We start from the raw sequence: 25,783 nt of genomic DNA, 5'->3' as shown, positions 1-25,783 counted from the left end.
ACACTTTTTAAAATAAAGAGAAAACATAATGAAAATATATGACGTAGAAAACTTCCCTAACCCGCTTCGTGTACGTATTGCATTGGCAGAAAAAAATGCAGCTGATAAAGCGATATTTATTCCTGTAGACTTAATGAATGGCAAACATCGTTCAGCTGAATTCTTAGCAAAAAATCCTGCCGGTGGCGTTCCTGTTTTAGAGCTTGATGATGGTACTTTTATTTCGGAATGCTCTGCTATTATTGAATATATTGACCACGAGTTTGCAGGCCCATCTTTAACGGGTAACACACCTAAAAGCCGAGCGGTTATCAGTATGATGCAACGTCGAGCAGAGTCTATGGTATTAGATGCCGTGGCAACGTACTTCCATCATGCAACAGACGGATTAGGCCCAGTACTTGAAACATATCAAAACAAAGAATGGGGTCAAAAACAAATGGAAAAAGCACTGGCTGGCTTAGCCTATTTTGATTCTGTATTAGCAAATAGTGCGTTTCTCGCTGGCGACGAATTCACCGTTGCTGATATCACACTACATGCGGGTTTAGTCTTTGCTGGTTTTGCACAAATTGACGTACCTAAAGAATTAGTAAACGTAATAGCATGGCAAGCTCGTATAGCTACTCGTCCTAGCATAGCAGCTTAATTACAAACCAAATAATAGGAACTCAACATGAAAATTGCCGCCGACTTTAGTAAACGTGAAATAGTACACAGCAACACTCTACCTTGGGTAGCATCACCAATGGTAGGTGTAGACCGACGTGCCCTTGATCGTGCTGGCGATGAAGTTGCTAGAGCAACTACCGTAGTTCGTTATGCCCCAGGTAGTAAATTCTCACCCCATGTACACACAGGTGGTGAAGAATTTATAGTACTCGAAGGGGTATTTCAAGACGAGCATGGCGACTTCCCTGTTGGTTCTTATATTCGCAACCCTCCACAATCAAGTCATACACCTAGCTCAAAAGATGGCTGCGTAATAATGGTTAAACTTTGGCAATTCCAACCTGAAGACCGAACACATGTTCGTTTACAAATGAATGCTATGGGAAAAGTAGCAATCCCCAATGAAGCAGACGTTCAAATAACACCCTTGTATAAAGATCACATTGAAGAAGTATCGTTACTGCATTTTGATGGAAACGCTCAACTTAACTTCACACCTGCAGGTGGAACAGAGCTTTTTGTACTAGAGGGCGATATTAATGAACAACAAGATAACTTAGTAAAACACAGTTGGGCCAGACTACCTATAAATCATAGCGTCAACATTACAGCAGGCAGTAATGGCGCAAAAGTTTGGATAAAAACAGGCCACTTAGTTGATGTAGAAAATCAAATTGAACGCGTAAATCAAGCATAGCAATATTTACAGAAAATTTTGACAGCTAGTTCAGATTATTTAAAAAGATAATACATTGATTACTGGTAGTAATTTATTAACAAGTAGCATAGCGTACTACTGAATAAATACTTGATGCTGTAATATTCACTACAGCATCAATCAGTTAAAGTTGAAAATGTCCTGAACGCTCAGGTTGATATGTCACTTTACTTACCTTCACTAATAAATTTCCTCCTCCTGGTTTAGGCCAAGAGATCTCATCCCCCTCACTTAAACCCAGTAAAGCACTTCCTACTGGAGCTAATATAGAAATATTATTCCCCTTATTAGCCAAATCTTTAGGATAAACAAGCGTCAAAGAAAACTCTTTTTCTGTTGAAGCAACCGTAAACACAATAGTTGAATTCATCGTTACCACATTAGCAGGTACCTGCTCTGGCAAAACGATATTAGCTCTTGATAACTCTACGATTAAATCATCTAAATTAGGGTAAGACTTTTCATCAAGAGTATCAATTAATCGATCTAGCCTTTCAGCATCAATCGAAGATATTGTGATATTTGGCTTTTGCATTAGGTGTAACTCCATATAAATGCATTAATTTAAAGTAATAGACAATCATACCAATTAAAAACTTAATAGCGAGTGTAATAATAGAGATAAAACAATATATTTTAATTGCTCTATTTCCCTTTTTTAGTGTTAGTTAATTTTTTCTTTTAAAAGCCCATTATTAGGTAAATAAGCAAAATTAAAGATAAGTAGATTCAAAATCCATTATTTCAAGTTCAGGTTAGGTATTAAATATTGTATAAACTAAACTAGAAATTTGTATAAATACCCTTTAAAGTCTCACCAAAAAAGTGCATTAACATATTCAGCTTAATCTTCTCCCTTTTATTGTCGTTAAATTTTTACGACTCAACCCGACGATGTAACTAAAATGAATCATATTATCTGGAATCAACTCTTATCAATCAGTGATAAATTAAACGAATCTGAAGCATTAACCGAAAACACTATAGAAAAACTAATAGCCCAATTGGAGTCTATTAATATTGCTCACGAGCGTTCATTTGATCCTGCAGAAAATTTTGAAGAATATGTGGCTGTAACTCTATGCCAAGCAATAAATAAAGTATTAAAAACGGGAAATTCGTAACGTTTTAATAAAGATGAGAAACCCTCAGATAGATAGTGATTAAGCAACCTTTTGAACCAACTGACACGGTATAGGCTTACCAATGCCATATCCTTGAACTAGGTCAATTCCCATATCGGCTAATGCAACTCTCAGTTCATCATTCTCAACAAACTCGGCGATAGTCTGCATATTCATCATTTTAGCCACTTCATGAATTGATTTGATAATAGCTCTATCAATGGGTTCACAAAGCATACTTGTGATCAGACTACCGTCAATTTTAAGATAATCCACAGGAAGCTGTTTTAAATACCCAAACGAAGACGCACCGCTGCCAAAATCATCTAAAGCAAATTTAATACCTAGCTTTTTCATTTTATCGATAAATAACAGCGCACTCGATAGGTTTGAAATAACCGCAGTTTCCGTAATTTCAAAACATATATTACGACAATCGATTGAAGAGTTAAGTACGAGTGTTGTAAGTTTTTTAATAAACTCTTCGTTGCTTAAACTTAGTCCTGATAAATTTATAGAAACGAGTGTATCTGGTGAAAAATAGTTACTGTAATTGTCAAAAACATTCTGTACAACCCATGAATCAATTAACGTAATAACACCATATTTTTCAGCTGCGGGAATAAATGAAGCCGGTGAAACATTTACACCATTGTCGTCTTTAAAACGAAGTAAAATCTCGTAATGTAAATGCGAATCATCGTAACTTGCATTGGCTATGGGCTGCTTAACTAAATAGAACTGATTGTTCTTGAGTGCCTGCGTTATATTGGCTATATATCCCATTTGAATAGCTTCAGCGTGTAATTCCATGTTATTAGGGTCAGCAAAATAAACCCTGTCTCGACCTAAGTCTTTGGCTTTATAGCATGAAAGGTCTGCTTTACTTAATAATTCGATTTCTGATAAATCACGATCTAGTGGCACCATGCCTATACTCATACCTACCGCAATTTTCTTATCATTCCATTGAAAATGAAATTGATTGATTTTTTTTACGATATTTTCGCATAAAGCTAATGCTTTTTCCTGTGACTTATCAACGAGTAACAATCCAAATTCATCACCGCCAAATCGACCTAAAACATCTTCTTCTTCAATACATGAACTAATTTCATCCGCTATTTTGGTGAGCATAGCATCACCCACTAAATGACCTGCCGTATCGTTAACCAGCTTGAAGCGGTCTAAATCTAAAAAACAGATAAATGAGGATATTTTAGGTACTTTCTTAATTTCTTTTTTAAGTTGTACAAGAAAACTCCCTCTATTAATGAGCCCTGTAAGCACATCGTATTCAGCTTGATAGGCCAGTTTTTCTGTAAGTTGCTGCTCCATGGTTACGTCGTTACATATTCCTCTATATCCAATATATTCGCCAGACTTATTAAACATTGGGCCGCCATTAATAACCAATACCTTCACTCGATCTCGTGCTATTTTTCTTTTAAATATAAAGCGTTCAATTGGTAGCTTACGTTTAAATACGTTTTTAGCTTTTTCTAATGGAAATTCATTAATATTTTCATCTTGAAAAATATAGCCAAAGTAATGCCCTTTTAGCTCTTCTATAGACTTACCAAGAAGCACCTCAGTGTTACCTGATAAATACGTTATTTTATGATTTGTATCTATTTCCCAAAAAACATTCGCCCCCGCCTGCGCAAGTTGTTTATATCTGTTTTCGTTGTTAGTGAGAATAGCTTGTGTTTGACGACCACGGCGAACCAGCTCAATTAAAAGCCCAATAATTAACAATGCAATGGTAAATACCGTTAACGCTCCAAAAACTAACTCTTTGTTTTTTTCATAAAAAGATTCTTCTTTATTAATAAACAGGCTACCAGCAGGAATATGACCATTGGCATACTTGTAATGTTGAATTAATGGCCAGTTAAATGTCCAAATTGATTTCGCTTTAATGATAGGTGGTAGTTCAGTGACTTTTGTACCTTCTAAAATACGACGAGCGTATAACGCCCCTTGTTCACCGTGCTTTTCACCATTGAGCATATGCACTCCCAATGCACCATATTTTATTGATGTACTTGAAAGGGTAAATAGAGGGTTTTTTATATTAGAAGTTAATATGGATGTGCCTTCATCCCACGATAATAAAGAATTATTTGTAGACGATTTAACTATTTGACCTATTTTAAAAATGGGTACTCTTGGAGAGTATTGCCTCAGCTTATTTATAATTTGATCTTTCTTTAAGTCAATCAATACGTGAATATTACTAGGTGCATTCTTGCTATGTTTAACTTTATTAAGCTTAGATAAATTAGCTTGTCCAGGCTTACTACTGTCGGTAATAATAATTAATTCATCGATTTGTGTTAAATTTTTAATATCAAACACTGCACTGGCAACATCTCTATTCTCAAATGCACCTGTAATATTAGGCGTATTAATCAGCTGATTATCGACATTGTTTATTCCTAAAAAAACTATAGGAATATTTTCAAATAATGTAACTCTGTTTTCTCTCACCAATGCTAAGGCCGCATCATCTGAAACAATAATGACATCGAGCACAGTATCGGCATATTTATCTTGAATATACTCAAGAAACTTCGTTTTGTGAGAAAATAAAGGATAACGTTTTGTATCCATATACTCATGATATACAGATAAATCAGTTGAATTACCGAGGCTTTTATCTATCCCTCTCTTAATCATTTGTACCCATATATGTTCAGCATGATAAGAATGTAAAACCAAAACTGATTGGTTAGCATAGGCAATGCCACCCAATAATAAGCATAATGTTATCAAAAAAGACAAAATATAAGTGTGTGTTCGTTTTATCATTTATTATTTTTTATTTTTTATTTTAAAAACACTAAAAGTTAATAAGTCCCAAAAAAGTTTAATATTCGTTAACAGGTAAAATGACATGAATCATGATTCAACCGTAACTAATATAACTATAGCTGAAAAACGTAACTTAGCTCAATAAATAATCATTGATCGTCTCACACTATTTACCCCCTCTCAGTAAAACATGAAAATAACAAATAAAACAAAGGCTTAACTATTTTACTCGTAGTTATAAATAACTTGTGTATTAACTGTATTTTTAACGTTATCAACAGAAAAAGAATATACACTTTCCTTACGCTCAATATCTGTATAGGTAATGATCTAGTGCATCACTAATATTAGGAGTAACAGGTTTAACCATACATTTGTATAAGCATATGTTAATGATCATAGTTGATATCATTGAACAAAACAGACAACGTTATTTAGCTCCCACACCGCCATAAACATCAATAGTAAAGCCACGCTGTTGAGCATAATTATTTGGTGTTAGATTAATGTGTTTTTTTAAGTAACGAATCAAATGCGGTTGATCGCTAAAACCAAATTGATAAGCAATATCACCCCAGTTAATATCACATGGTTGACGTTGATAAAGATATTCTAAAATAGTCTCAAGTTTATTCATCGACTGACATTGCTTAAGCGTGAAACCTGTTACTTTTAAGAAACTTCGTTCAAGAGTACGCTGCGAACAAAACAGCATATCGCCTAACTCATTAATAGGCTTATCGGTTAGCAAAGGAAGCGCTTTTCTTGTGATTTCGCTATGTTTATCTTCGTAGCAATTAGCTAATAAAGATGAAATCATTTTATCTAATATCGCGATACATTTTTCATGTTCATTCTTCGCCATAACAAGTAGCTCATTTTCACTAATGTCAGCGGCACCTTCAAAAATATCAAAATTCATTATATTGGCTGTGTTTAGTAATACTTGAGTAAATGGGATCTTATTTAATGAATATAATGCGCCCACTTTGAACTTAATACCTATACATGCACAAGGCTGAGCATGGTCCAATTCAATAGTATGACTATAAGGGTAAAGACAATGAGAGCCTTCTCCCTTATAAACATCAAACATACCTGAAAGGTCAACAGCCCCTAATACAACACTATTTATACCCACAAAATAGTCTTGAAAAAGAGCTTAAGCTTTCTTAAAAAACAATATTTACAGCAATGAATTATTATAAGTTGGCTGAGGTAATATGTGCTCCAAGATGGAAGCTCAGTAGCAGCAATAAGCTTGCCGAAAGAACAGAATACCAACACTGCGCCATCAGGCGGTAATAGAAACTTTACAGCCCTTTCGATGACGCAGTTTTTCACATTAATAAGATCATGATGTGTTTAAATCACTTCACACACTCAATCTTGTCAGCATTCATAGGGTCATAACATCTTACATGTTTATTGACATTGTTTTGCAAGCTGAAGGTATGCAGTTGCAAAGTCTTTCCCCATGCTTATATAGCTATCACTTGCATAATGCCAAGCATCTTTTGGGGTGTAATCGTAATTACTGGTTTTAGTCATATAGCTGGCACAGATATCTTGTTCGGTAAATAGGCGCTGAGCCGTTTGAACACGTTTGATATATGGCATGATCCCCTCTTCTAAGTTTGAATTTGTGATTTTACCTATCACCACGGGAATATCGTCTTTTCTCAGTGATGCACGCAATAAGGACATCAAACGGGTAAGGTTATCTAAATAAGCATTGGCAGAATGTGTACTTGTGTGTGCATCGGCTTCTCCCTGCATCCAAATGATACCTGCAGGAATAAGAGTGTCTGGTTCACCGTCACCATCTATGTCATTTGTGGCAAAGGCATTTTGAATAGTTTTTAATGCGTAATCATATTGGTTCTTACCTTCTCCTTCTGCAAAATCAGGAGACCAGTTACCATAACCAGTTTTTAGCGCTAACCCTGTACCGCCAGCAGAATATTTGATAATAGCAATCTTCTTATTTGGCATTTTTTTACTCAGGGTATCAGCAAAGGTCAACTCAAGGCCAAATCGATCAGAGTAGGTATTTTTATTACCATCTGATTTAAACCCTGTGCCATGGCCTGGTTGAATTTTACTCCAAACCCCTTCACTACCACCTTGTTTATTATCAAGTACGCCATTACCATGAAAAATCATTACGTCTTGTGGTTTTAATAAATCGGCAGGCAAAACATTGTTGTAGCCATAACCGTCCATATTTGATTGTCCACCTAAGTAGAACACTTGATATTCAGCAGCCTTAGCCACAAGAATTGTGCAAAATAGCAGTAGAGTCGTAATTAATTTAGTTTTCATAATCTGTTTCTCATTATTGTAGGGTTATTTCTAAAAAGTCGATAATTTTAGCATCGTCATGGTTGCCACCACCAAAGCTCCAAAGTTCTGGCGTAGGGGTTAGCTCTCGATAAGCTCCTTCACCAGTGATATCCCAAGTGGTGATATATATGTGACTGTTCAGCCATGAGGTTACTCCAAAGTCATTAGCACGATAGGAGAAAGTTATTGTTTTGAGACTTTTATCTACGGTCACTAGTGGTGCAATACCAAACTTATCCCCTTGGTGATATGCATTTGCATTTTGGGTTGAAAATGTTGTGTTACCCCAACCATAAATCACATGACCTAGATCCCATGTCCAGTCATATGGCATTTCAGCGTTGATCATCGGAAGAATTTTAGATCCTTTCTTTTCAGCTAAATCGAAAAAGAGGCTGAAGGCAACATTGTCAAATCCATTGGTTGGTAGCCAGTCATTGGTGAGCTGTTTCATAGTTAAGGTTAGTTTCAGTACTTCACCACCAATTTCTGCTTTGGCCGTTATGATGTCTTGCTGACCAATGCTTTGGCTATGTGTTGGAGCGCTAAGTTTACCATCTAAACCTATATCGTCACCTATAGGGTCGCTGAAGGTAAACGTGCGTTCAGGGTGCTCAACAAAAGTCTCAAAGGAGAATGCGTCGCTTGAGGTATTTTTTTCAGGATGATAGACCACAAGTGACACTTTTTCTTGTCCCAAGTTGTTCACTGGATAAGTGATCTGCCAACTTCCTGTTTCGTCTGTCAAAATCTCTCGTGCTGATTTTAAGTAAGTATTCTTTATCAACAGTAATTTGCTATTTGGGTAGCTAGAGCGTCCTGTTATTACAATGTCCTGTGTGACGGTTTGCACTGGCCTTGAAGTGTTGATTGCTATATTTCCGGACACTTGTGCAACATTTTCATCATTACTTTCAAGTTCTGCTATGACGATACTACGACCCGGTAATTGAGTGGTAAGATAACCTGAAGCATCTAAAGACATACCACTTACATCACCAAATAGTGCCCGCAAAGTGCCCGATTGATTTGACGCTTTCATACCATTAACTAGGATATCGTCGCGAGAAGTATTAAACATAACCAGCACAGTTCTACCTTGATATTCACGTTTATATGCGAGTAACCCAGGCCCGTTTTTATTCGCTGCGATCATCTGCAAAGAACCTCGAGTAAATAATTTATCGCTGGTACGAAGATGGGTGAGCTCGGCAATAAACTTATAAAGTTCAGTGTCTTGATTAAAGTAGTCTTTACTTGCCATAAAGCCCCCTTTAAACATAGCCTGACGAGACTCCATCATTGCTTGGGCCGAACCTTGATATATGACAGGGATCCCAGGGATAGTTAAAATAGTGGCTAAGGCTTGTTTAAATCCTGCCACATCACCACTTGCCAAAAAACGAGCCATATCATGGTTATCAATAAACGTAGGAATGACATAAGGATTGTTATAAACCTCCATATGTTGCTTAATACGATATGATAAGTGTTCAGTAGGAAAACCTTGGGCAAAAACAGTTTTAAGCTCATGGTGAAGAGGAAAAGAAATAAGCGAATTTAATTCTGGCTTTTCTTCGCTTCCTAGATAGCTAGCAACCCTATGTTCTGCGTCATTTTGATAAGCTTTTGAAGTATCAAACACTTCACCAAAGGCTAAAAAATCATTTCTTCCCGTTGACTTTGCTACTGCATGAATACCATCTTCATCATGCATAAATTTATGAAAAAATTCATGGTCGACGTATCTTACGGTATCGATTCTGAATGCATCTATGCCGACACTTTTAATCCAATCACCGTAGATTTGTTTGAATTTATTGATCACCACAGGATTTTTGGTGTTGAGATCAGCAAGGCTTGCCAGTTGATATGTAAACTGCTGAGAGGTATCGTTATAATCTTTAATTGATGGTGTCCAATTGTAGATGTCAGCCTTCACGTGTTCCGCATTATTTCTGTCGATTAAGTCAAACGGGGCTTGGATTGGTGCCGACTGTAAAGAGTTAGGTTTCTCGATTAAGAAAAAATTTTTGGCTGTGTTGTTTGGATCGTAGCCGTCTACACCACCTTTATAATTGAAAAAGTTACCCGTGTGATTCACCACAATATCTTGAATTAAATACATGCCACGGCGGTGTAGTTGATCCGATAGTTGTTTGAAGGTATCTGTTGTCCCTAAATGAGCGTCTACATTACTAAAATCAATAGCCCAGTAACCGTGATAGCCGCCATAATTTTCCGCCGTTGCCCACCATTGGTTAGCAACAACCGGAGTAGTCCAGACCGCTGTCGCTCCGAGATTTTGAATATAGTCAAGCTGATTGATAACACCTTGTAAATCGCCTCCACTATAATGACTTTCTTTGTTTGGATTGTATTCGTTAGCACCTAAATCATTGTTATTAGGGTTACCATCGGCAAAGCGATCCGTCATCAAAAAATAGATGATTTGATCTTGCCATTCAGGGGAAGGAACATGGAGCAGTAATTTAGACTCAGTCGAAGCGTTTAGCTTGTTCTCAGAATCAATATATACAGCTTGCTCGGCGCCACATCCATATAATATTAGTAATACCCAAATGATTATTAAAGACTTTTTCATAAGTATTCTAAGGTTCTCTTGACAGCTTTGTTTATCGCTAAATACTATACGATAGGCAAAGGTGTCTCAAACGATTCAGCAGTGAATACGAATGCATAGTACTAATATCGAAGAGCATGGTAATTAATGTGGGTTATAATTTTGAGTCAGTATTAACCCATATGTTGTCAGGATTAATTTTTCCGCCTTCAGCAATGTTGACGCCTAAACCGGTTCGATTAAAACTCGTAGTTGAAAATAATAATTCTATATTCGAATAAGTTTTCTCTTTGATATTATTTTCAAACTCATCAGAGTTCAAATGCTCTAACGTTGTAGCAAATTTAGTCATTTGGCTAATAGAAGCATCTGAAAAACCCGCAAATGTGTAGATTAGGTTTTCATTGGGTCCAGCGAATTTAGCAAATAGACCATAATCAGTATAGTACTCCTCAAAAACGCCTTTAACATCATAAACTTTTTTGGTCTGACGGTGTGTTAAAGAACGGGGTGCTATTTGAAAATTCGATCCTTTAAAGTAAGTAGCTAAAGGGCCAAGCATTTTAAACTCACCAAGGTAGACTAAGTTATATTCACGTAAATCACTGGCAGATAGTTCCGAGACCAAGCGTATATCTATTTCCGCCACATCGTCGAATAGTGGAAGCAAGTGCTTCATTGAAAAGACACTTTTATTCGATAAGTAAGTGATGTTAGTTTTATGCATCACCTCTTTCTTTGCTGGGTAGCGCTCAAAATATCGTTTTAAATCTAGCTCATTATTCACTTGAAAATCGATCACTGCTCGCCAATTTTTTGAGTATGAATCTAACTCGGCCATAACAAAAAAATCACCTACAACAATCAAGATTGGTTTTTGATGATTAAGTAAATCACGCCAAATCGGATGCTCCTTAACCGCTTCAAAATTGTCATTTTGGTCCGCAGAACGGCCAAAAAAAGCATAAATATGTATAGATAGAGAAAACACTAATAAAATGGTGAGAATGGTTTGATACCGAAAACCTCGTTGCCAAAAGTTTCCTTGTTCTGGTGTACTGTTAGCCAAGTCTAACCGAACATCTTGCGGTTGCTCTGTTGCGCTAATCAATGTGTTGCTATCACTTTCTACAGGGGGCGTTTTCACGACAAATGAAAGTTCATAACCTCCCGAAGGAATAATTATTTGAAACGCTTCTTGTTGCCCTTCTGTTTGATAAAAGACTTCTAGTTTTTTGCGTAGTTTTGAAATATAAACCCTGACGAACGAATCTTCCACGGGGTTATAATTATCACCTTTATCAAAAACTTCCATTGCAATTTCAATTTCTTTTGGGCCTTTTATTTTCCCTTCTTTTTCTCTCGTTACCAACGCGTACTCAACTAGGTAACGGAGTAAATTACTATTAACTTTTGAACGGTTAAAGGTGCTACTATTCATGATTCGCTTGAGTTGCGCCGAGATTAGTGCGTTATCTGGAATTGAGTTATTTGATATTTTTTGAGTCATCTTTGGTAACCGTTAACTTAACGTGTTAACCCATAGTTAGTAGCTTAATTTTACTTACAAATAAATAAAACAGTGGTTAATCTAGTGTACTTAAATTCCGTTAATACGGATAGCTAAATTAAAAACAGGTATTTGAAAGCAACAATATCGACTTCTCGTATTACTGTTTTGCGACGACCTCAAACAAGGCGTAATAGCAAAAGAATAACGCCAAACATAATACATTGAACTCTTGAGTTCAGATTTTATCAATTAAGGAATGAATATGCATAAAAACTTTAGCAAACTCTTATTGTTAACTACTTTTTTAATTAGTCAGTCAAGTTTGGCTAAAGAATCTCAACCGAATATCCTTTGGATCATTACTGATGACCATCGACCAGACTCTATCGAAGCTTATAACCGCGCTACCATAGGTAAAAGTGAAAGCCCATTAGGCTATGTATCATCCCCCAATATTAACAAGCTCGCAGCTGAAGGTGTGCTATATACCAAAGCGTATAATCAATCTCCAGCTTGTGGGCCGTCGCGTACTTCTATGCATCTTGGTAAATATCCGTTTCGCAGCGGAAAATTTGCATGGGAACAAGTGCATCAACAAACTGATATTGCCACACCGGCTGTTTCACAAAGCTTACGAGATGCCGGTTATAGCACAGCAATTATAGGTAAAACTCATCACGGTATTCGAGAAAAGTTTAAAGGCAAAAGTAATATTTTTGATTTGGAAATTGAATTTAATCGAGATCTATATAGCCAGGGCTTTGGCGGATTTTATCAAACTGGCGCTTATGGTTTGATTGATGGCTTATTATTGCGCCGAGATAGCACTGAAACGGTTTATTATCCTGACGGCCGTAAAAAAACGTATGTGTTGTCAAAACAACATCGCCAGTTAACCAAACAAGAACAACAAGTTGTTGATGAAGTAGAAGAAGAATTTGATATTCTACGTGCTTATACGCGTATTAATAAAGGCTTAATTCTAGGTGGTGTTAACCCTCAACCTGCTGATAAAACTGTTGATGCACGCATCGTAGAAGAGTTTAAAAATTATTTAACCAATACAGGGAAAAATTATAAAACCCTGTCCGGCCGAAAAGTAAAAAGTGCTGATAAAAATAAGCCAGTATTCGTCAATCTAGGTTTTCATTTACCGCATACCCCCGTGATGCCACCGAAAAAATTCCGTGATCAATTTAAAGATAAAGTATACAAATTACCGGCATTTGATAGCGATGAATTATCAACATTTAATCCGCAACAAATGCAAATTTATAATGAATCAAAAACCGATATGATGAGCGTTGATGAAAAACAACAAGCGATTCGTGATTATTATGCGTTTACCGCTTTCGGCGATGCATTAATTGGTGAGGCTGTAGAGGCATTTAAGGCACATTCGAAACAACAAGGCCGTGAATATTTAATTGTTTTCACCGTGGGCGATCATGGTTGGCATTTAGGAGAACAAGGGATCATGGCAAAATTTGGATCGTGGCGTGAATCTTTAAATGGCGCCGTGATTGTCGTTTCTTCGGATAAGAAAAAATACCCTGCAGGTAAAATCGTCGATAAATTAGTTGAATATGTTGATTTTGCGCCAACTATGATGGCGGCAGCCGATATTGACATTAATCAAGCACGCTATAACTATTTAGACGGTAGCGATTTAGAGGTTGTCGCCAATGACACTCATTTTAAACGTGATTATATTGTCGGCGAAATGAATTTAGTATCAGGCCATCGTGCTTATTTACGCACAAAAGATTTCGCTTTTTCAATGCGTACTCGTGATCGCCGAACGGTAGCGAAAACACCACTACTGAACGACAACATTACTTGGGCATTAACAGCAGAGCCTTTAAAAGTAGATCTTGCCTTATATGATTTACGCAATGACCCACTTGAGCGTAACAACATCGCATATACCATTCAATACTTACCATTAGCAAATTGGTTTAGAGAGAAGCTTGGTAATATTGTCTTAGGGGATGGTCGAGTTGAAATGGACTGGTCGACGTTAAATAGCTATAACATCAGCAACTTTGCTGCCGGTGCCGATGACAAGCGTATCGACATTCCAATGGATTTAATTCCTGCAAAAAATATAAAGCATTTGCAACGACCTAATTATTAGCCACATACCGACTCATACCTAGTTTATTGTCAGCAATATCGAACTAGGTATGAGAAATAATTTAACAAATGTTAAAACAATCGAATGACGAGTAGATATTATAAACGACCAATTAAAGAATACTTCGTTTATTGAACACTCAAAACATAGGAATATGAATGGCTTAATGCTTACTTTTAATGACGGGATTAATGGTTTGTTGTTTTAAAGAAAACAAGCCAAGCCTTAATCGACCTGATCTAAAGCTAAACACTATGGTTGTCGCTTAAGAGTCGTCGCTTAAGCCCTCTCAAGTTAATAATAATTGTTCAGTGAGTCTACATCAACAGAGCGGTAGCCTTTTTTAATATACCCTTTTCTCATTCAATACGTTCAAACTTTTTTTCAAATTCACTTATTTTTAATTGCTCAGGGAACATATAAGTCGCTTAGGTTACTTACCTTTTCACTCTTCTTTTAACTGCTTAACCCATTTGCTAACGGTGGAATAAGCAACCCCATCGCTTTCGCTTCATCTTCGAGAATATAACCATTATTAATCACTAATCATGCTGTTTCTAAACGAAATTAAGGACTAAAACCGGGACGCTTTTTCTTTGTCATTTGTATCACCTAACGTTTAAGGAGATGGATAATACTAAGTAAGAATCTTAAATAAAATTATCTAGAGTATCTTCTATAGCTTAACTCCTAAACTCAACAGACTAGTGTGCCACCATTGCCGTCGTTCACGTTTGAAATATTAACGATCACTTTGTGCGCTTTGTTGACGTTAGCGTTTAATTCTTCTTTAGGTCAACTTATAGCCAAAAGCTGACATTAACCAAATTCACTACAAGCCTGTAGGGCTGGTTTAAGCTCATTCCTGCCGTTGGTATTTAACATATTAATGCTAAGTAATGCCACTTTGTTAACATTAAGCTAGTGATCATTAGATACTTCTTGAGTTAGCCAAAAGCGGAGATTCAGGCTTAGTTTGAAAGGATAACTACTGCCACACTGAAGACCCTTTCCATTATAAAATAATGACATTGAAATAGCCTGCTTAAAGTTAGAAAGCTGACATTATTCTTTGTTTATCTAACTACAACTCTTTCGTAGCTATTCGATAAAGGAAATATTTTACGGGAATGAATTGTTGTCAAAAACTATAAAAATGATGCTAGTAGTGCTTAATCGTAAATTAAAGCCTTAGAAGGTTTTATATTCATGGTATAGCATAGGATTAAGTATCCTATGCTGATGGTTTATTGATGAAAAAAATAGATTATTAATCTCCAAACACAAAAAAACACCAATATTGACAATTGATGTTTTTCTAGAATTTGCTACAAAGAAATTATTAAGATTGTTTCTTAAATTGACGTGATGCTAAACCCATAACGCCTAATGCGAGGATGGCAAGGGTAGATGGTTCTGGTACTTGAGTTCTTGCTATCCACTGCCCTTGTTGGCTGTTAAAACCTACATCATTTACAAAGGTTTCACTTACAAATAATGCATCAAGACCATTAGTAAAACACGCCTCTGGTCCGCTTGCATTACAATCTGCGTTCACGCCGTTATCAGTAATGGATGTTATTAGGTTTCCATCAGCAGAAAATGTTATTTTAATATCGTCTGACAAGCCAGCCAAAACAAATGTTAAACCTCCTTTGTCAGGACTCATGAATACAAAATCAATAATTTCAGAAGTACCCGTTAAACTTTGGTTTGCAACAGCTGATTCTATTATTTCAAAATAACCGCCCCAATCATCTACTCCTCCACATGTCGCGTCGTTACATTGAAAGTCATAAATAATTCCAGCATTAGCAAAACCACTAACAGATAAAACCAAACCAACCAAAGCCGCTTTTAACATTTTTATATTCATCGTATTTTCCTTTGTAATACATTCCTTGAAAGAGAATGTAAATGTTTTTGTTACTTCTAACTGTACACGAGCACATATCATACCAAAGAATAAAAACTATTTATTTTCAGTGTGGTAGTTAAAATTAGTTAATCACTAAATTAAAAAATGTAAAATAATTTGACACTTGTCCAGTCACGTAATCAATGGGGTCAGAGCGTTTGAAGTATATTTTTGTTTTTAATTTTGATACTTGAAACGACAGCTATGCGAGCTTGCAGCGGACGTTAGCTATAACTACCTGTTAATGTCGTCTCTGCGCACCAAGAAGTCATAAAAACGAAATATTGAAATGTCAGCAATCGGCCAAAAGCGGACATAAATAATATATGTCAATTGGCAAAAGTGAAGCGATAACAGACCTTTAATGCAGTGAGTCTATTGCAAAACTAAATATCACGAACTACTCAGTAGTTTTAGAATTAGCCTGTGATCTTTTCTCAGTTTTCCTAATAAAATAAAACAAATAATTCCACCAATAAATGGAGTAATTAGGATAAAAAATATTATTTGGTCAATGACTTCAAAGGCAGTTTTTGAATTAGCAGAGTATTCAAATAAAGAAAGTATCCAGCCAACATAGGCAATTGCTACACCGTTACATATTTTGTTTGTCAGAGTAAAAAAACCAAAAACACTGATGTCGTATCTCCTACCCTCACTTTTTGAATTAGCATCTAATACATCTGGCAGCAAAGACCAATTCAGCATGGATATACCACTAGTCGCTATCCCAGTTAATATACATACGATATACAGAGATTTATCAGATGACATACCCAGAAGAGCTAGCATCATTGCTATAACTAATAGCCCATTAGCAAATTGAGCACTTAAAGCTTTATCAGTCAATTTATTGGTGAAAAACACCCAAAAAATTAACGAGACAGCTTGAGCGAAAGTCATAACGGTTAATGCCATTCCTCCTATTGATTCGTTATTTAATCCATACTTAGAAAAATAGATAATGACTGTGCTAACTGTATGGGTGGTCAACGAAGATATAGCGGACATCACAAATACGATTGCAAGGGGTTTATTGTGAAATATTTCCTTAATTATATCAGTTAACTTGAAACCGCTTAGTTTCTCGTTTTCATGGACTATCGGTATGTGTTTTATTGAACTTAAACACAAAGTCATAATACATAGAAATACTAATGCTAAAAGAAGTGAAGCTTGGCCAAATTGAGCGTTTAATTCGTTAGGGGCAATTCCAACGATAATATGAACAGACGTAATAGTGACAAGAGCTCGACCTAATGCGCTACAAAAAATTCTCATACCCGCAACATTCGTTCTATCTTTTGGAGTATTAACAATAAAACTTAATAGACCATTATGGGGAATATCAACAATAGTATAAGCCGCTCTGAATAAGAAAAGTGATGTTACAGCAAATACAAATCGGTATTTTTCAGGGATATAACCAGAATGAAAAAACAAAACTGCAAACAGTGCTGTTGCTGGTACTCCAATCAAGAAATAAATTTTGACGGTAGTAAACTTATCTCGAAGCTTATCAGTAATGACTGCAATCCATGGATCTGTCAAGCCATCCCAAATTAGAGATAATAAAATAATATTCCCTGCCGCGATGCCAGAGAAACCAAGTACATCAGTAAAATAAAACAACGCAAAGATATCAAATAGAGAAGCGACTGACGACTTCCCCATATTACCACTAGCGTACAAAACTTGGGTTCTAATCATTTTACAAATTCATTAAAATGTAGCGAGAAGAACATTACCAGTACAATATTAAAGTATTATGTCATGTTAAATTAAAAATGAAAAAATCGCTGAGTAAAAGGTAATAGTGCGGCACCATAGGTGGCGGCATCGAAATCTAATTCTGAGGTGATTACTTTCGCGGTTTTACGTTTTACACCACGCCGATTAATATCAAAAAAGTTCAGTTCAGCAATCAATCGCTCAGCCAATTGTTTAGGAATAATACCGCCAAATACAATCGCTTCAGTATCTAACACAGCCGACGTGGCTGATACCATAAGTGAAAGTGATGGCGTAACATCACTTATCCATTCTTCTATACCTGCCAAAGAATCAGAGTAATTGTCAACAAGCTCATTGACTGTTTTAAAGTGGCTGCCGTGTTTATTTACACTCATTCTCAAAGACTCTAACGTAGGAGATAGGTAACCTTCAGTGGGCAAAATCGCGCGAAACTCTCCAGCATTACCATTAATACCTTTAAACAAACCTCGTTTATTTATCACACCACCACCAATTCCTGTGGCAAAGTAAAAATAGGCAAAGCTTTGTAATGTCTTTCCTATACCACCTATACTTTCAGCAATAGCTGCTGCATTACCATCATTATCAGACCACACGGGTAAATTAAGTGCCTTCGAAAAAAGTGCATTGAGATCTGTTAGGGCAAAATCGTTGAGTGAATCCGGTGTATTAAACATTGCTGACTGAGAATCGGTATAAAAACCAGTAACGCTAAGACCAATACCAAAAATACAGTCTAAATCGAGTTGATTGTTATTTAGCAGTGTACTTATACCTTTAGTTACTACAGAAAATACATTGTCTCTGGCCATGTTATCAATCGATGGTGTGAAATAATCAATCGCTTCGCCGGCAAAATTAATGAGAGCCAATGAGACTCCTTTAGCCATTAACGAAATACCAATCGAATAAGCAAATTGTGGATTGAGATAAAATTTGAAACTAGGTTGTCCCCTTCGGTTATTTTTACCGGCAGCTCCTTTAATCACCATTCCTCGAGCTTGTAACGTGGTTAGCATTCTCGATATTGATTGCTGAGAAAATGTTAGTCCATCCCCTAAGCCCGCCTGTGTTGCTTCTTTGCATCGGAGTAATTGTCCTAAAACAATGGCCTCACTATCATTTACAAGGCTCAGTTGGCCTCGAGAAAAAAAACGAGGGTGAATTAATTGGTCATGTGAAAATGTATTCAAATTGGTATGCATTCATCAAATTTATTTAAAACATAATTTAGCAAAAGTGAGACAAGTATCCAACCTATTTACTCGGTGTAAGTAAAATTCACAAAACCTTAATAAAACCTACTCGTTGTAAGTATTAATATATTGCCAATCAATTACTCAAATGGACAAAGAAATGTTTAACAAAAACAAAATTGCATTCGCTTGTGGCTTAGCTTTAGTTGCTTCTAGCCCTTTACTGGCTAAAGAAACTTCCAATGATGAACAAGTAGAGAGAATAGAAGTCACTGGGGTAAGAGCCAGTTTGGCCAAAGCGATGGATGTCAAGCGTGAATCAAACGTTTTCGCGGATGCACTTGTGGCAGAAGACATTGGTAAATTTCCTGACTTGAACTTAGCCGAAGCGTTGCAACGTATTCCCGGTATTACAGTAAGCCGCATTGAAGGTGGTGGTCAATCAACTGCGGTTGGTGAAGCCAGTTCAATTAATGTTAGAGGCTTAAGTTCTGAGTTTGTAGGAGTGAGTGTAAATGGCATTCAAACAATTACACCTGCACAAGAGCGGGGATTCAGCTTTAACTTATTGGCTTCAGAGCTTTTTTCTGGCGCAGTGGTCAATAAAAGTTTGACGGCTAAAGATATTGAAGGAGGGTTAGCAGGTACGGTGAAACTTAGCACTTATAAACCGCTTGATTACGATAAGCAGTTAATCAACATAGGTGCGAAAGCAGTTTATAACGATTTAGGTGAAAAGACGGATCCTAAGTTTACTGCTTTATATGTCGATCAATTTAGTGACAACAAATTTGGTATAGCGTTGGGGCTGGCATATTCAGATACCACTAAAACAGAATACATGGCTGATACTTCTACTTGGGTGCCTTTAACCATGTCAATGGGTGCTAATGCTGACCCTGCAAATGGTACGTATACGCAAGAAGAAATTGACGCCATTGCCGATTTATATATTCCACGCGATCCTCGAAATATGGCCAATAACCGCCAACAAAAAAGATTAAATGCTACCTTCACCCTGCAAGGAGAGATCTCTGACAATGTATCAATAACATGGGATGCAATATACGCGAAAACCGATCATACCGGTGAACAGATCCGAAATGATTATCCGATTGAGGGTTACCCTGCGACTTATATTCCTGAAGACTTACAACGTGAAGATCAACGCTTTGTTTCTGGTACTTTTCCTGAACAATCTCATTTTATGCGTGTGTTAGGTTATGAGTATGGCGTAGACACTAACTTGTTTCAAACTAGCTTTAAGCTAGATGCTGACTTAACCGACGCGTTAATGATGACGACGACTCTCGGTTATGCCGATGCTGAAGAAGATTTTTATGATTGGACAGCTGTAGACATCCGAAGTGCAAATACAGCTATATTTTATGAGATGATTGGTGACTTTGTTACCTTCACACCAACAACATCAGGGATGGCTATTGGTGACGTTAATTCTTACAGTATCTTGCAGGAAATTCGCAATCTACCAAGCTTAAACAAAGATAAACAACAAAATATCAATCTTGATTTTAGCTATTTACTAGATTCTGAATTTTTTGAACAAATTGATTTTGGACTGCATTTAAGTGACAGAAAAAAAGGCAGTTCACAGTTTGAAGATAAGAGAAAATCCCCAGATTTCGGTGGCGATATCGCCGACTACTTGATAGTCAAAGATTTCACGGTAGACGGCAGCCCTGCTAGTTACCCAGCGAACATCATCTCAATTGATTACAGCAGATTAGTAGACGATGTTCTGAATACAAATCCTCTTAGTCCACAAATTAAGGCGACAGCCAGTTTTGAGATAGAAGAAAGTACTACTGCTGCCTATGTTATGACTAATTTTGTATTAGGCGATAATATTTCGGGTAATTTGGGTCTGCGTTATGTTGCAACCAACCAAACTTCTAGCGGTACAGGTAAGGATACAGATACAGGCGAATATCCTGTCAGTATCGAAACAGATTACAATGAATTGCTTCCCAGCTTAAATGTGAAATGGGATATTAACCAAGAATTGGTTGCGCGTTTTGCCGCTTATCGTTCATTGACTAGACCAAACCTAACGGATATTGCGCCAGCCATTGACGTTAATTTTGGCACTTTAACCGGCAAATCTGGTAACCCCGATATTAACCCTTTTACCGCGGCTAATTATGACATTGGTTTAGAGTGGTATTTTGCTGAAGGTGCGGCATTTACCGTGGCTTATTTTCAAAAAGAACTAAATGGTTTCGTGGAGTCTGCCACTACTGAAGTTCAACTACCTGATCCAGATGGCAATTTACATGCAGTGTATGTCAGCGCCCCAACAAACGGAAAATCAGCCAAAATATCTGGCTTTGAGATTGGTTTTACTTCGCCATTTAGATTTTTACCTGAGAACTTCCAAGGTGCTGGGATCTCACTTAACGCGACCTTTACCGATAGCTCAGCTGAATTTAATGAGCAAACACAGAGCAGCATTATTCTAGCTTCTCAATTGCCTGGCTTATCAAAAAGTAGTTACAACGCAATTTTGTATTATGACGCTGAGCCAGTTTCGATGAAGCTAGCATATAACTGGCGTACAGATTATTTACTCAATGCTTCAGGTACTGCTGGACAACCACTTTATCGTGATGCCTATGGTCAACTCGATTTTTCAGCCGGTTACGCTATTTCTAAACACCTTCAAATCAGATTAGATGCGCTTAATCTAAGCAACGAGCAAATTCGCTCTTTTACTCAAGATGATAAAACCCGTATTAAAGGTGTATTACAAAGCGGCAGAACCTTTCAGCTGGGCCTTAGCTACAATTTTTAAATCCATTATAAATAGAGCACTGGCCTGTTATTGAGTTAACAGGCCTTTTTAAAGAGATAAAAATGAATAAAATCCTACAAATTGCATTGTTAATTTATCTACAAGTATTCGTTGCAGCCACGACTAGTGCGCAACCCCATGTAGTCTCTACTTTGCAAAACAACTGCCGTGTTGAGCAAATTCTAAAAGTATTAAATCACCCATCAGCTAAACATGTCTTAGTGGCTGCTCACCGAGGGGCCCATCAGCATTCCCCTGAAAATTCATTGTCAGCCATAAAAGATGCGATTGCATTAGGCGTAGATTTTGTCGAACTAGACGTACGACTGAGTAAAGACGGTACATTGGTGCTGATGCATGACGAAACGATTGATCGCACTACCAATGGTCAGGGCGCAGTGGCAAAGATGAGCCTAGCTGAATTAAAACAGGTTAATTTACTGAATAACGATGGCAGCGTGTCGGCACTTAAAATCCCTACTTTAGCTGAAGTGTTTGAAGCTGCTAAAAGGGGCGTTATCACCCATCTTGATTTAAAAGATTACAGTGATAAAACCCTCGCGGCCATCGCCAAGCTAGCAAAATTGGCGGGAATGGATAAGCAACTCTCTTTTTATCACCAACAACCGGCTGTACTGGCGCGAATATTACCCCATTTACCTGACGCCTGGTTAATGCCAATGGCTGAGAGTCCAGAGCAAGCGGATTTGTTAGTAAAAAATGGCTTCAAGATGGTTCATTTACGGCCCTCATATACGTCAGCCAAGCTGAGTGAAAAGCTGAATAAGCAAGGTAGTGCCGTTTGGGTAAATGCTTTAGGCAGACCAGATCAAATAGCGGCGGATGTAGACACAGAAGCTGGATATAACGCTTTTGCTAATGCCAAAGTCAACATTATCCAAACCGATCAACCACAACTGTTAATTGATTATTTAACATCGAAAAGACAACGCAAACTATCAACAGATGATTGCATGCAACAGGAGGTGAAACACCCTTGATAAACATCATTAGAAACAAAATCTCCCTAAAATACTAAAAGGAAAGTGTTATGTTACATAAACGAAAAAGGTGGTTATATACTGCTTTAATCAGCATTTTTACAGTGCAAGGGCTTTTACCTGTGATGGCCTCTATGACGAATGAAGCCGATACCATCGCAAAGCGCTATTACACCACATTAAAAAATGATCCTAAGATGCTGCCTGCACCTCAATCAGGCCCTGGTTTTACCGAGTGGGCAGTGCAGCCTGAAAATGGCCAATGTAATTATGGGCCGGGTAATGCGCAGTTTGATGAAGATAAAATCATTGAATTCATTAACCAAGATAAAAGTACTTGGGATAAACGTTTTGATGACTCCCAGAGCATAGAGGCACACAATGAAAAATGGTTGCTTTCTGCCCATAGAGGAGTACATGGAAAAATATATGAGAATGCTCATGCGGTACCCGAAAATTCCATTCAGGCGATTATCGAAGCCGGTGTGAGAAACTTTGAGTTAATCGAGCTGGATGTGCATATGGACCTAAACAATCAATTGGTATTAATGCACGATTATACTATTGGCCGAACGTCATACATCTCAACAATATACAATTGGGATCCGTTAATTGATCCACCAGTTATTAAAAATGCCAATAACACTTATACAGGGGGCGTATTTACCGTTAATGATATAGGTGGTGGCGGTCTTGGTCATAATTCGAGTGATCTATACACTTATTACCCATCCAAGGAGCTCCCCCCTTACACTTCCACTACCGTATCAAGATCCACTATGAGTAATTTCAATCCCGCACTAATAGATACCTCGATAAGCTATCGGCTAAGAGGATTTTCTCGGGATACACATGCTTTTTCTGTTTCAAACAGTCGTACCGCATATATTACTAATATTTCAACAGCACTCAACTTTATAGGACAACATTATCCGGGTATGGTTGTCGTGTTAGACTTACGCCATCAGGATGAGGTGGCTGCGGCAATTAAAGCAATCGATTCCATTTATAATTGTAAAGGGGTGGCAGCTAAGCATTGGGTTGTATTAAAACCCTTTGCCAATGTTTATCCCGATGGTCTGACGGGGAACGGAAACACCCTTGCCTCACACATTTCTGCTTGGGCCAATTATTATTGGATACCGGTTTTATCAAGCCGTTTACTGTATGGTGTCACACCTGGTTCAGCGACGGTTTATCCTGGCGGTTTGCCTGGCCCGGATACCAATACGATTAACGGTTATCCGGCTCTTACCGACCAGGTCAATAATCAAAATTACCTGCAAAACTGGTTGAGTAATACAACTTCACATACTTCAAAACCTATACCAGCTGTTATTGGTTTTGAAGTAGCCGATACCCAAGGATTACCCACCTATGCTTATAATATCAATAATGGACTAGGGGTGACCTCATGGCGTCCACCGGATGTTCGCCAAATTTCAGAGAATTTTTCGGTCTACACTAACCCATATTGTTATCCATCAACTGGACATTGTGACTATTCTGCTTCTTATCTCTTTAATATTAAGAGTCTGATCGATCTTAAAGGTAACTCGCATTTTGCGCTTGCTAACCAGTATGGTGTTCAGGAAATAGCCAAATGTCTGGATGGTGCATCCTTGGATAACAGCGCTGTGATTGGTTATAACTTTAAGGATGATGGCTTGGGTAAATATGCGGTAACTGTGAGTAATTACGGGTGTTTGGCTGATAAGTTCAAATCGGTACAAATCCTGACTATTGATGATGCAGACCGTGTAATGTTCGCCTTAAGAGAAGAAACAAGAGATGCTATCCTGAATAACTCACTTACAAATTCAATTGCTTTACAGCGCAAATTAATGCCGCTATTGAAATTACAACCCAATCCACCCACGATCGTTTTAGCGAACTAATATAAATTTAACATTTATTAATCAAAGGAAAATACTATGAAAATTAAAATTTTAACTGGCATGCTTTCAGCTCTTATATTGAATAATTCTGCCTTTGCTGACAACTGTCAGTTTAACGGAACAGACAAATTGTACGTTCAAGAAATAAGAACCGGCTCTTCACAATCCAACCATCTCAATCCAGCTCTTAGTATAACGGTATCGCCAGTTAATGACCTAACACAGAGGCATAATCTTAATGCTCACTCTAATGGTTACGATTTGGATGATACTGTAGGTAGAGTATTTGTAACGCAACTCCAAATGGCGATGATAAATGGCAGTATTGTCACAATTGCCAATTATCATGGTAATTGTAGTACCCAAGGCTTTACCGGCGTATATGTGTTTAAATAAGGAGAGTATGTTAGGCCAAAGATAATCATTATTTAAACAAGAGCATGCATTGCTTGCTCTTGTTATTTAAGATTTATCAATGTCAAAAGTATCTGAGGTTAAAGTATCTGGGATCAGGGTCTGAGGTATCCCCACGAAATAAGGTGGTGAGTCATTGTTAAAATAATTTGGAACATTCAAGGTATTTGGTGATCAGATCAATCGCCAAACATCACTAAAGACTAATACCATGAATGAAGTTGTTATTTTGAAGAAATTTCTTACAGCTGTCACGCCTAAAATGCATAAAGTTAGACGAGCGTCATTAACGAGTTGTGTGAGCAGTTTGTTAAATGGAGCTACAGCCAGTGTAACCTCTGACGTAGGATTTCATCTTCAGCATATGAAAAACATCGCATCAAACGAGCCGACCGTTTGTTGTCTAATAAACATATTGTGAATGAACAATTACCTATCTATCGCGTAATCAATACGCAATATGTGAATCCTTCGTCACGCCCTATTATTCTGATTGACTAGTCGGATTTAGATACGCATTAAGGCTGTTTTTTGCTAAGGACTGCAGTGGTTTTTAATGGCAAGTGATTTTTCTAACACACCCATTTTAGCAGATTTAAAGCTTATGTTGTTTTCGAAGGCCGCCAACCCGGCATTTACGACAACTGGGAAGATACTAATAAACAAGTTCACGGTTACTCAGGATGCAAGCATAAAGGTTTCGAAAGCAAGGCTGCCGCTCGAAGAGCCTACAAAAACCACGTCAAGGAAAAGAGTAAAACGCCGCAAAACACGGTTAGTGAAGAGCCATTGAAAACAAAAAGAATGCGAGCTGAAGGTAAATACAATCGACCTCCATGGGATGAATGATTATTTGAAGCGACTTCAAATTGGTTTTA

The 25,783-nt window shown here is 37.3% G+C and carries 17 protein-coding genes and 2 pseudogenes; 10 read left to right on the top strand and 9 right to left on the bottom strand.

Annotated elements, in window-relative coordinates:
• Window positions 1-28 precede the first annotated feature (28 nt).
• Window positions 29-649 carry a glutathione S-transferase family protein gene (locus ACM9HF_RS17735; protein ID WP_473612391.1) on the top strand — a complete coding sequence of 207 codons (621 nt, stop codon included), beginning with the start codon at window positions 29-31 and terminating at the stop codon, window positions 647-649.
• Window positions 650-676: 27 nt separating this feature from the next.
• Window positions 677-1,369, top strand: a complete 693-nt coding sequence (locus ACM9HF_RS17730; RefSeq protein WP_473612388.1) for a cupin domain-containing protein — start codon at window positions 677-679, stop codon at window positions 1,367-1,369.
• 145 nt (window positions 1,370-1,514) lie between these two features.
• Here ACM9HF_RS17730 and rnk read toward each other — a convergent pair whose 3' ends face one another.
• On the bottom strand, window positions 1,515-1,925 hold the full coding sequence (gene rnk, locus ACM9HF_RS17725) for a nucleoside diphosphate kinase regulator (RefSeq protein ID WP_473612384.1): 411 nt from the start codon (window positions 1,923-1,925) through the stop codon (window positions 1,515-1,517).
• 370 nt (window positions 1,926-2,295) lie between these two features.
• On the opposite strand from rnk, the gene ACM9HF_RS17720 reads away from it, so the two are divergent.
• A complete protein-coding gene (locus ACM9HF_RS17720) occupies window positions 2,296-2,514 on the top strand; it encodes a hypothetical protein (protein ID WP_473612379.1) in 219 nt (72 codons plus the stop codon).
• A gap of 39 nt (window positions 2,515-2,553) precedes the next feature.
• Here ACM9HF_RS17720 and ACM9HF_RS17715 read toward each other — a convergent pair whose 3' ends face one another.
• From ACM9HF_RS17715 to ACM9HF_RS17695, 5 genes are all read right to left on the bottom strand, one after another.
• Window positions 2,554-5,130, bottom strand: a complete 2,577-nt coding sequence (locus tag ACM9HF_RS17715) for an EAL domain-containing protein (RefSeq protein WP_473612376.1) — start codon at window positions 5,128-5,130, stop codon at window positions 2,554-2,556.
• Between the two features lie 631 nt (window positions 5,131-5,761).
• Window positions 5,762-6,472, bottom strand: a complete 711-nt coding sequence (locus tag ACM9HF_RS17710) for a helix-turn-helix domain-containing protein (protein ID WP_473612373.1) — start codon at window positions 6,470-6,472, stop codon at window positions 5,762-5,764.
• A gap of 284 nt (window positions 6,473-6,756) precedes the next feature.
• Window positions 6,757-7,656, bottom strand: coding sequence for a sialate O-acetylesterase (locus tag ACM9HF_RS17705; protein WP_473612369.1), 900 nt, complete (start codon window positions 7,654-7,656; stop codon window positions 6,757-6,759).
• A gap of 13 nt (window positions 7,657-7,669) precedes the next feature.
• A complete protein-coding gene (locus tag ACM9HF_RS17700) occupies window positions 7,670-10,282 on the bottom strand; it encodes an alpha-amylase family glycosyl hydrolase (RefSeq protein WP_473612366.1) in 2,613 nt (870 codons plus the stop codon).
• A gap of 133 nt (window positions 10,283-10,415) precedes the next feature.
• Window positions 10,416-11,771 (bottom strand): hypothetical protein, encoded by a 1,356-nt coding sequence (locus ACM9HF_RS17695; RefSeq protein ID WP_473612362.1) that lies wholly within the window; start codon window positions 11,769-11,771, stop codon window positions 10,416-10,418.
• Between the two features lie 265 nt (window positions 11,772-12,036).
• Here ACM9HF_RS17695 and ACM9HF_RS17690 point away from each other — a divergent pair, with 265 nt between their 5' ends.
• Complete coding sequence (locus ACM9HF_RS17690) at window positions 12,037-13,911, top strand: sulfatase-like hydrolase/transferase (RefSeq protein WP_473612358.1); 1,875 nt, start codon at window positions 12,037-12,039, stop codon at window positions 13,909-13,911.
• A gap of 91 nt (window positions 13,912-14,002) precedes the next feature.
• Window positions 14,003-14,180 (top strand): annotated as a pseudogene (locus tag ACM9HF_RS17685) (IS982 family transposase); the annotation flags it as partial.
• A 1,073-nt stretch (window positions 14,181-15,253) separates the two neighbouring features.
• Here the strand turns inward: ACM9HF_RS17685 and ACM9HF_RS17680 are convergent.
• The 3 genes from ACM9HF_RS17680 to ACM9HF_RS17670 all read right to left on the bottom strand — a co-directional run bounded on the left by ACM9HF_RS17680 (window position 15,254) and on the right by ACM9HF_RS17670 (window position 18,777).
• Window positions 15,254-15,787, bottom strand: coding sequence for a PEP-CTERM sorting domain-containing protein (locus ACM9HF_RS17680; protein WP_473612354.1), 534 nt, complete (start codon window positions 15,785-15,787; stop codon window positions 15,254-15,256).
• A 435-nt stretch (window positions 15,788-16,222) separates the two neighbouring features.
• The gene (locus tag ACM9HF_RS17675; protein WP_473612351.1) at window positions 16,223-17,539 is read right to left on the bottom strand and encodes an MFS transporter; all 1,317 of its coding nucleotides are present in this window, start codon (window positions 17,537-17,539) and stop codon (window positions 16,223-16,225) included.
• A 71-nt stretch (window positions 17,540-17,610) separates the two neighbouring features.
• A complete protein-coding gene (locus ACM9HF_RS17670; protein WP_473612347.1) occupies window positions 17,611-18,777 on the bottom strand; it encodes an ROK family transcriptional regulator in 1,167 nt (388 codons plus the stop codon).
• Between the two features lie 163 nt (window positions 18,778-18,940).
• Here ACM9HF_RS17670 and ACM9HF_RS17665 point away from each other — a divergent pair, with 163 nt between their 5' ends.
• The 5 genes and pseudogenes from ACM9HF_RS17665 to ACM9HF_RS17645 form a co-directional block, all read left to right on the top strand.
• Window positions 18,941-21,592 (top strand): TonB-dependent receptor, encoded by a 2,652-nt coding sequence (locus ACM9HF_RS17665; protein ID WP_473612343.1) that lies wholly within the window; start codon window positions 18,941-18,943, stop codon window positions 21,590-21,592.
• A gap of 62 nt (window positions 21,593-21,654) precedes the next feature.
• A complete protein-coding gene (locus tag ACM9HF_RS17660) occupies window positions 21,655-22,593 on the top strand; it encodes a glycerophosphodiester phosphodiesterase family protein (RefSeq protein WP_473612339.1) in 939 nt (312 codons plus the stop codon).
• A gap of 50 nt (window positions 22,594-22,643) precedes the next feature.
• Entirely contained in the window at window positions 22,644-24,491 is a 1,848-nt protein-coding gene (locus ACM9HF_RS17655) for a glycerophosphodiester phosphodiesterase family protein (RefSeq protein WP_473612336.1), read from the top strand.
• Window positions 24,492-24,527: 36 nt separating this feature from the next.
• Window positions 24,528-24,887 carry a hypothetical protein gene (locus ACM9HF_RS17650; protein WP_473612332.1) on the top strand — a complete coding sequence of 120 codons (360 nt, stop codon included), beginning with the start codon at window positions 24,528-24,530 and terminating at the stop codon, window positions 24,885-24,887.
• Between the two features lie 627 nt (window positions 24,888-25,514).
• Window positions 25,515-25,754, top strand: a pseudogene (locus tag ACM9HF_RS17645) (RNase H1/viroplasmin domain-containing protein); the annotation flags it as partial.
• Window positions 25,755-25,783: the final 29 nt, after the last annotated feature.

Origin of the sequence: Colwellia sp. RE-S-Sl-9 (assembly GCF_048296855.1) — a bacterium.
Taxonomy (GTDB): domain Bacteria; phylum Pseudomonadota; class Gammaproteobacteria; order Enterobacterales; family Alteromonadaceae; genus Pseudocolwellia.
This window is presented reverse-complemented; position numbering and strand designations above follow the sequence as displayed.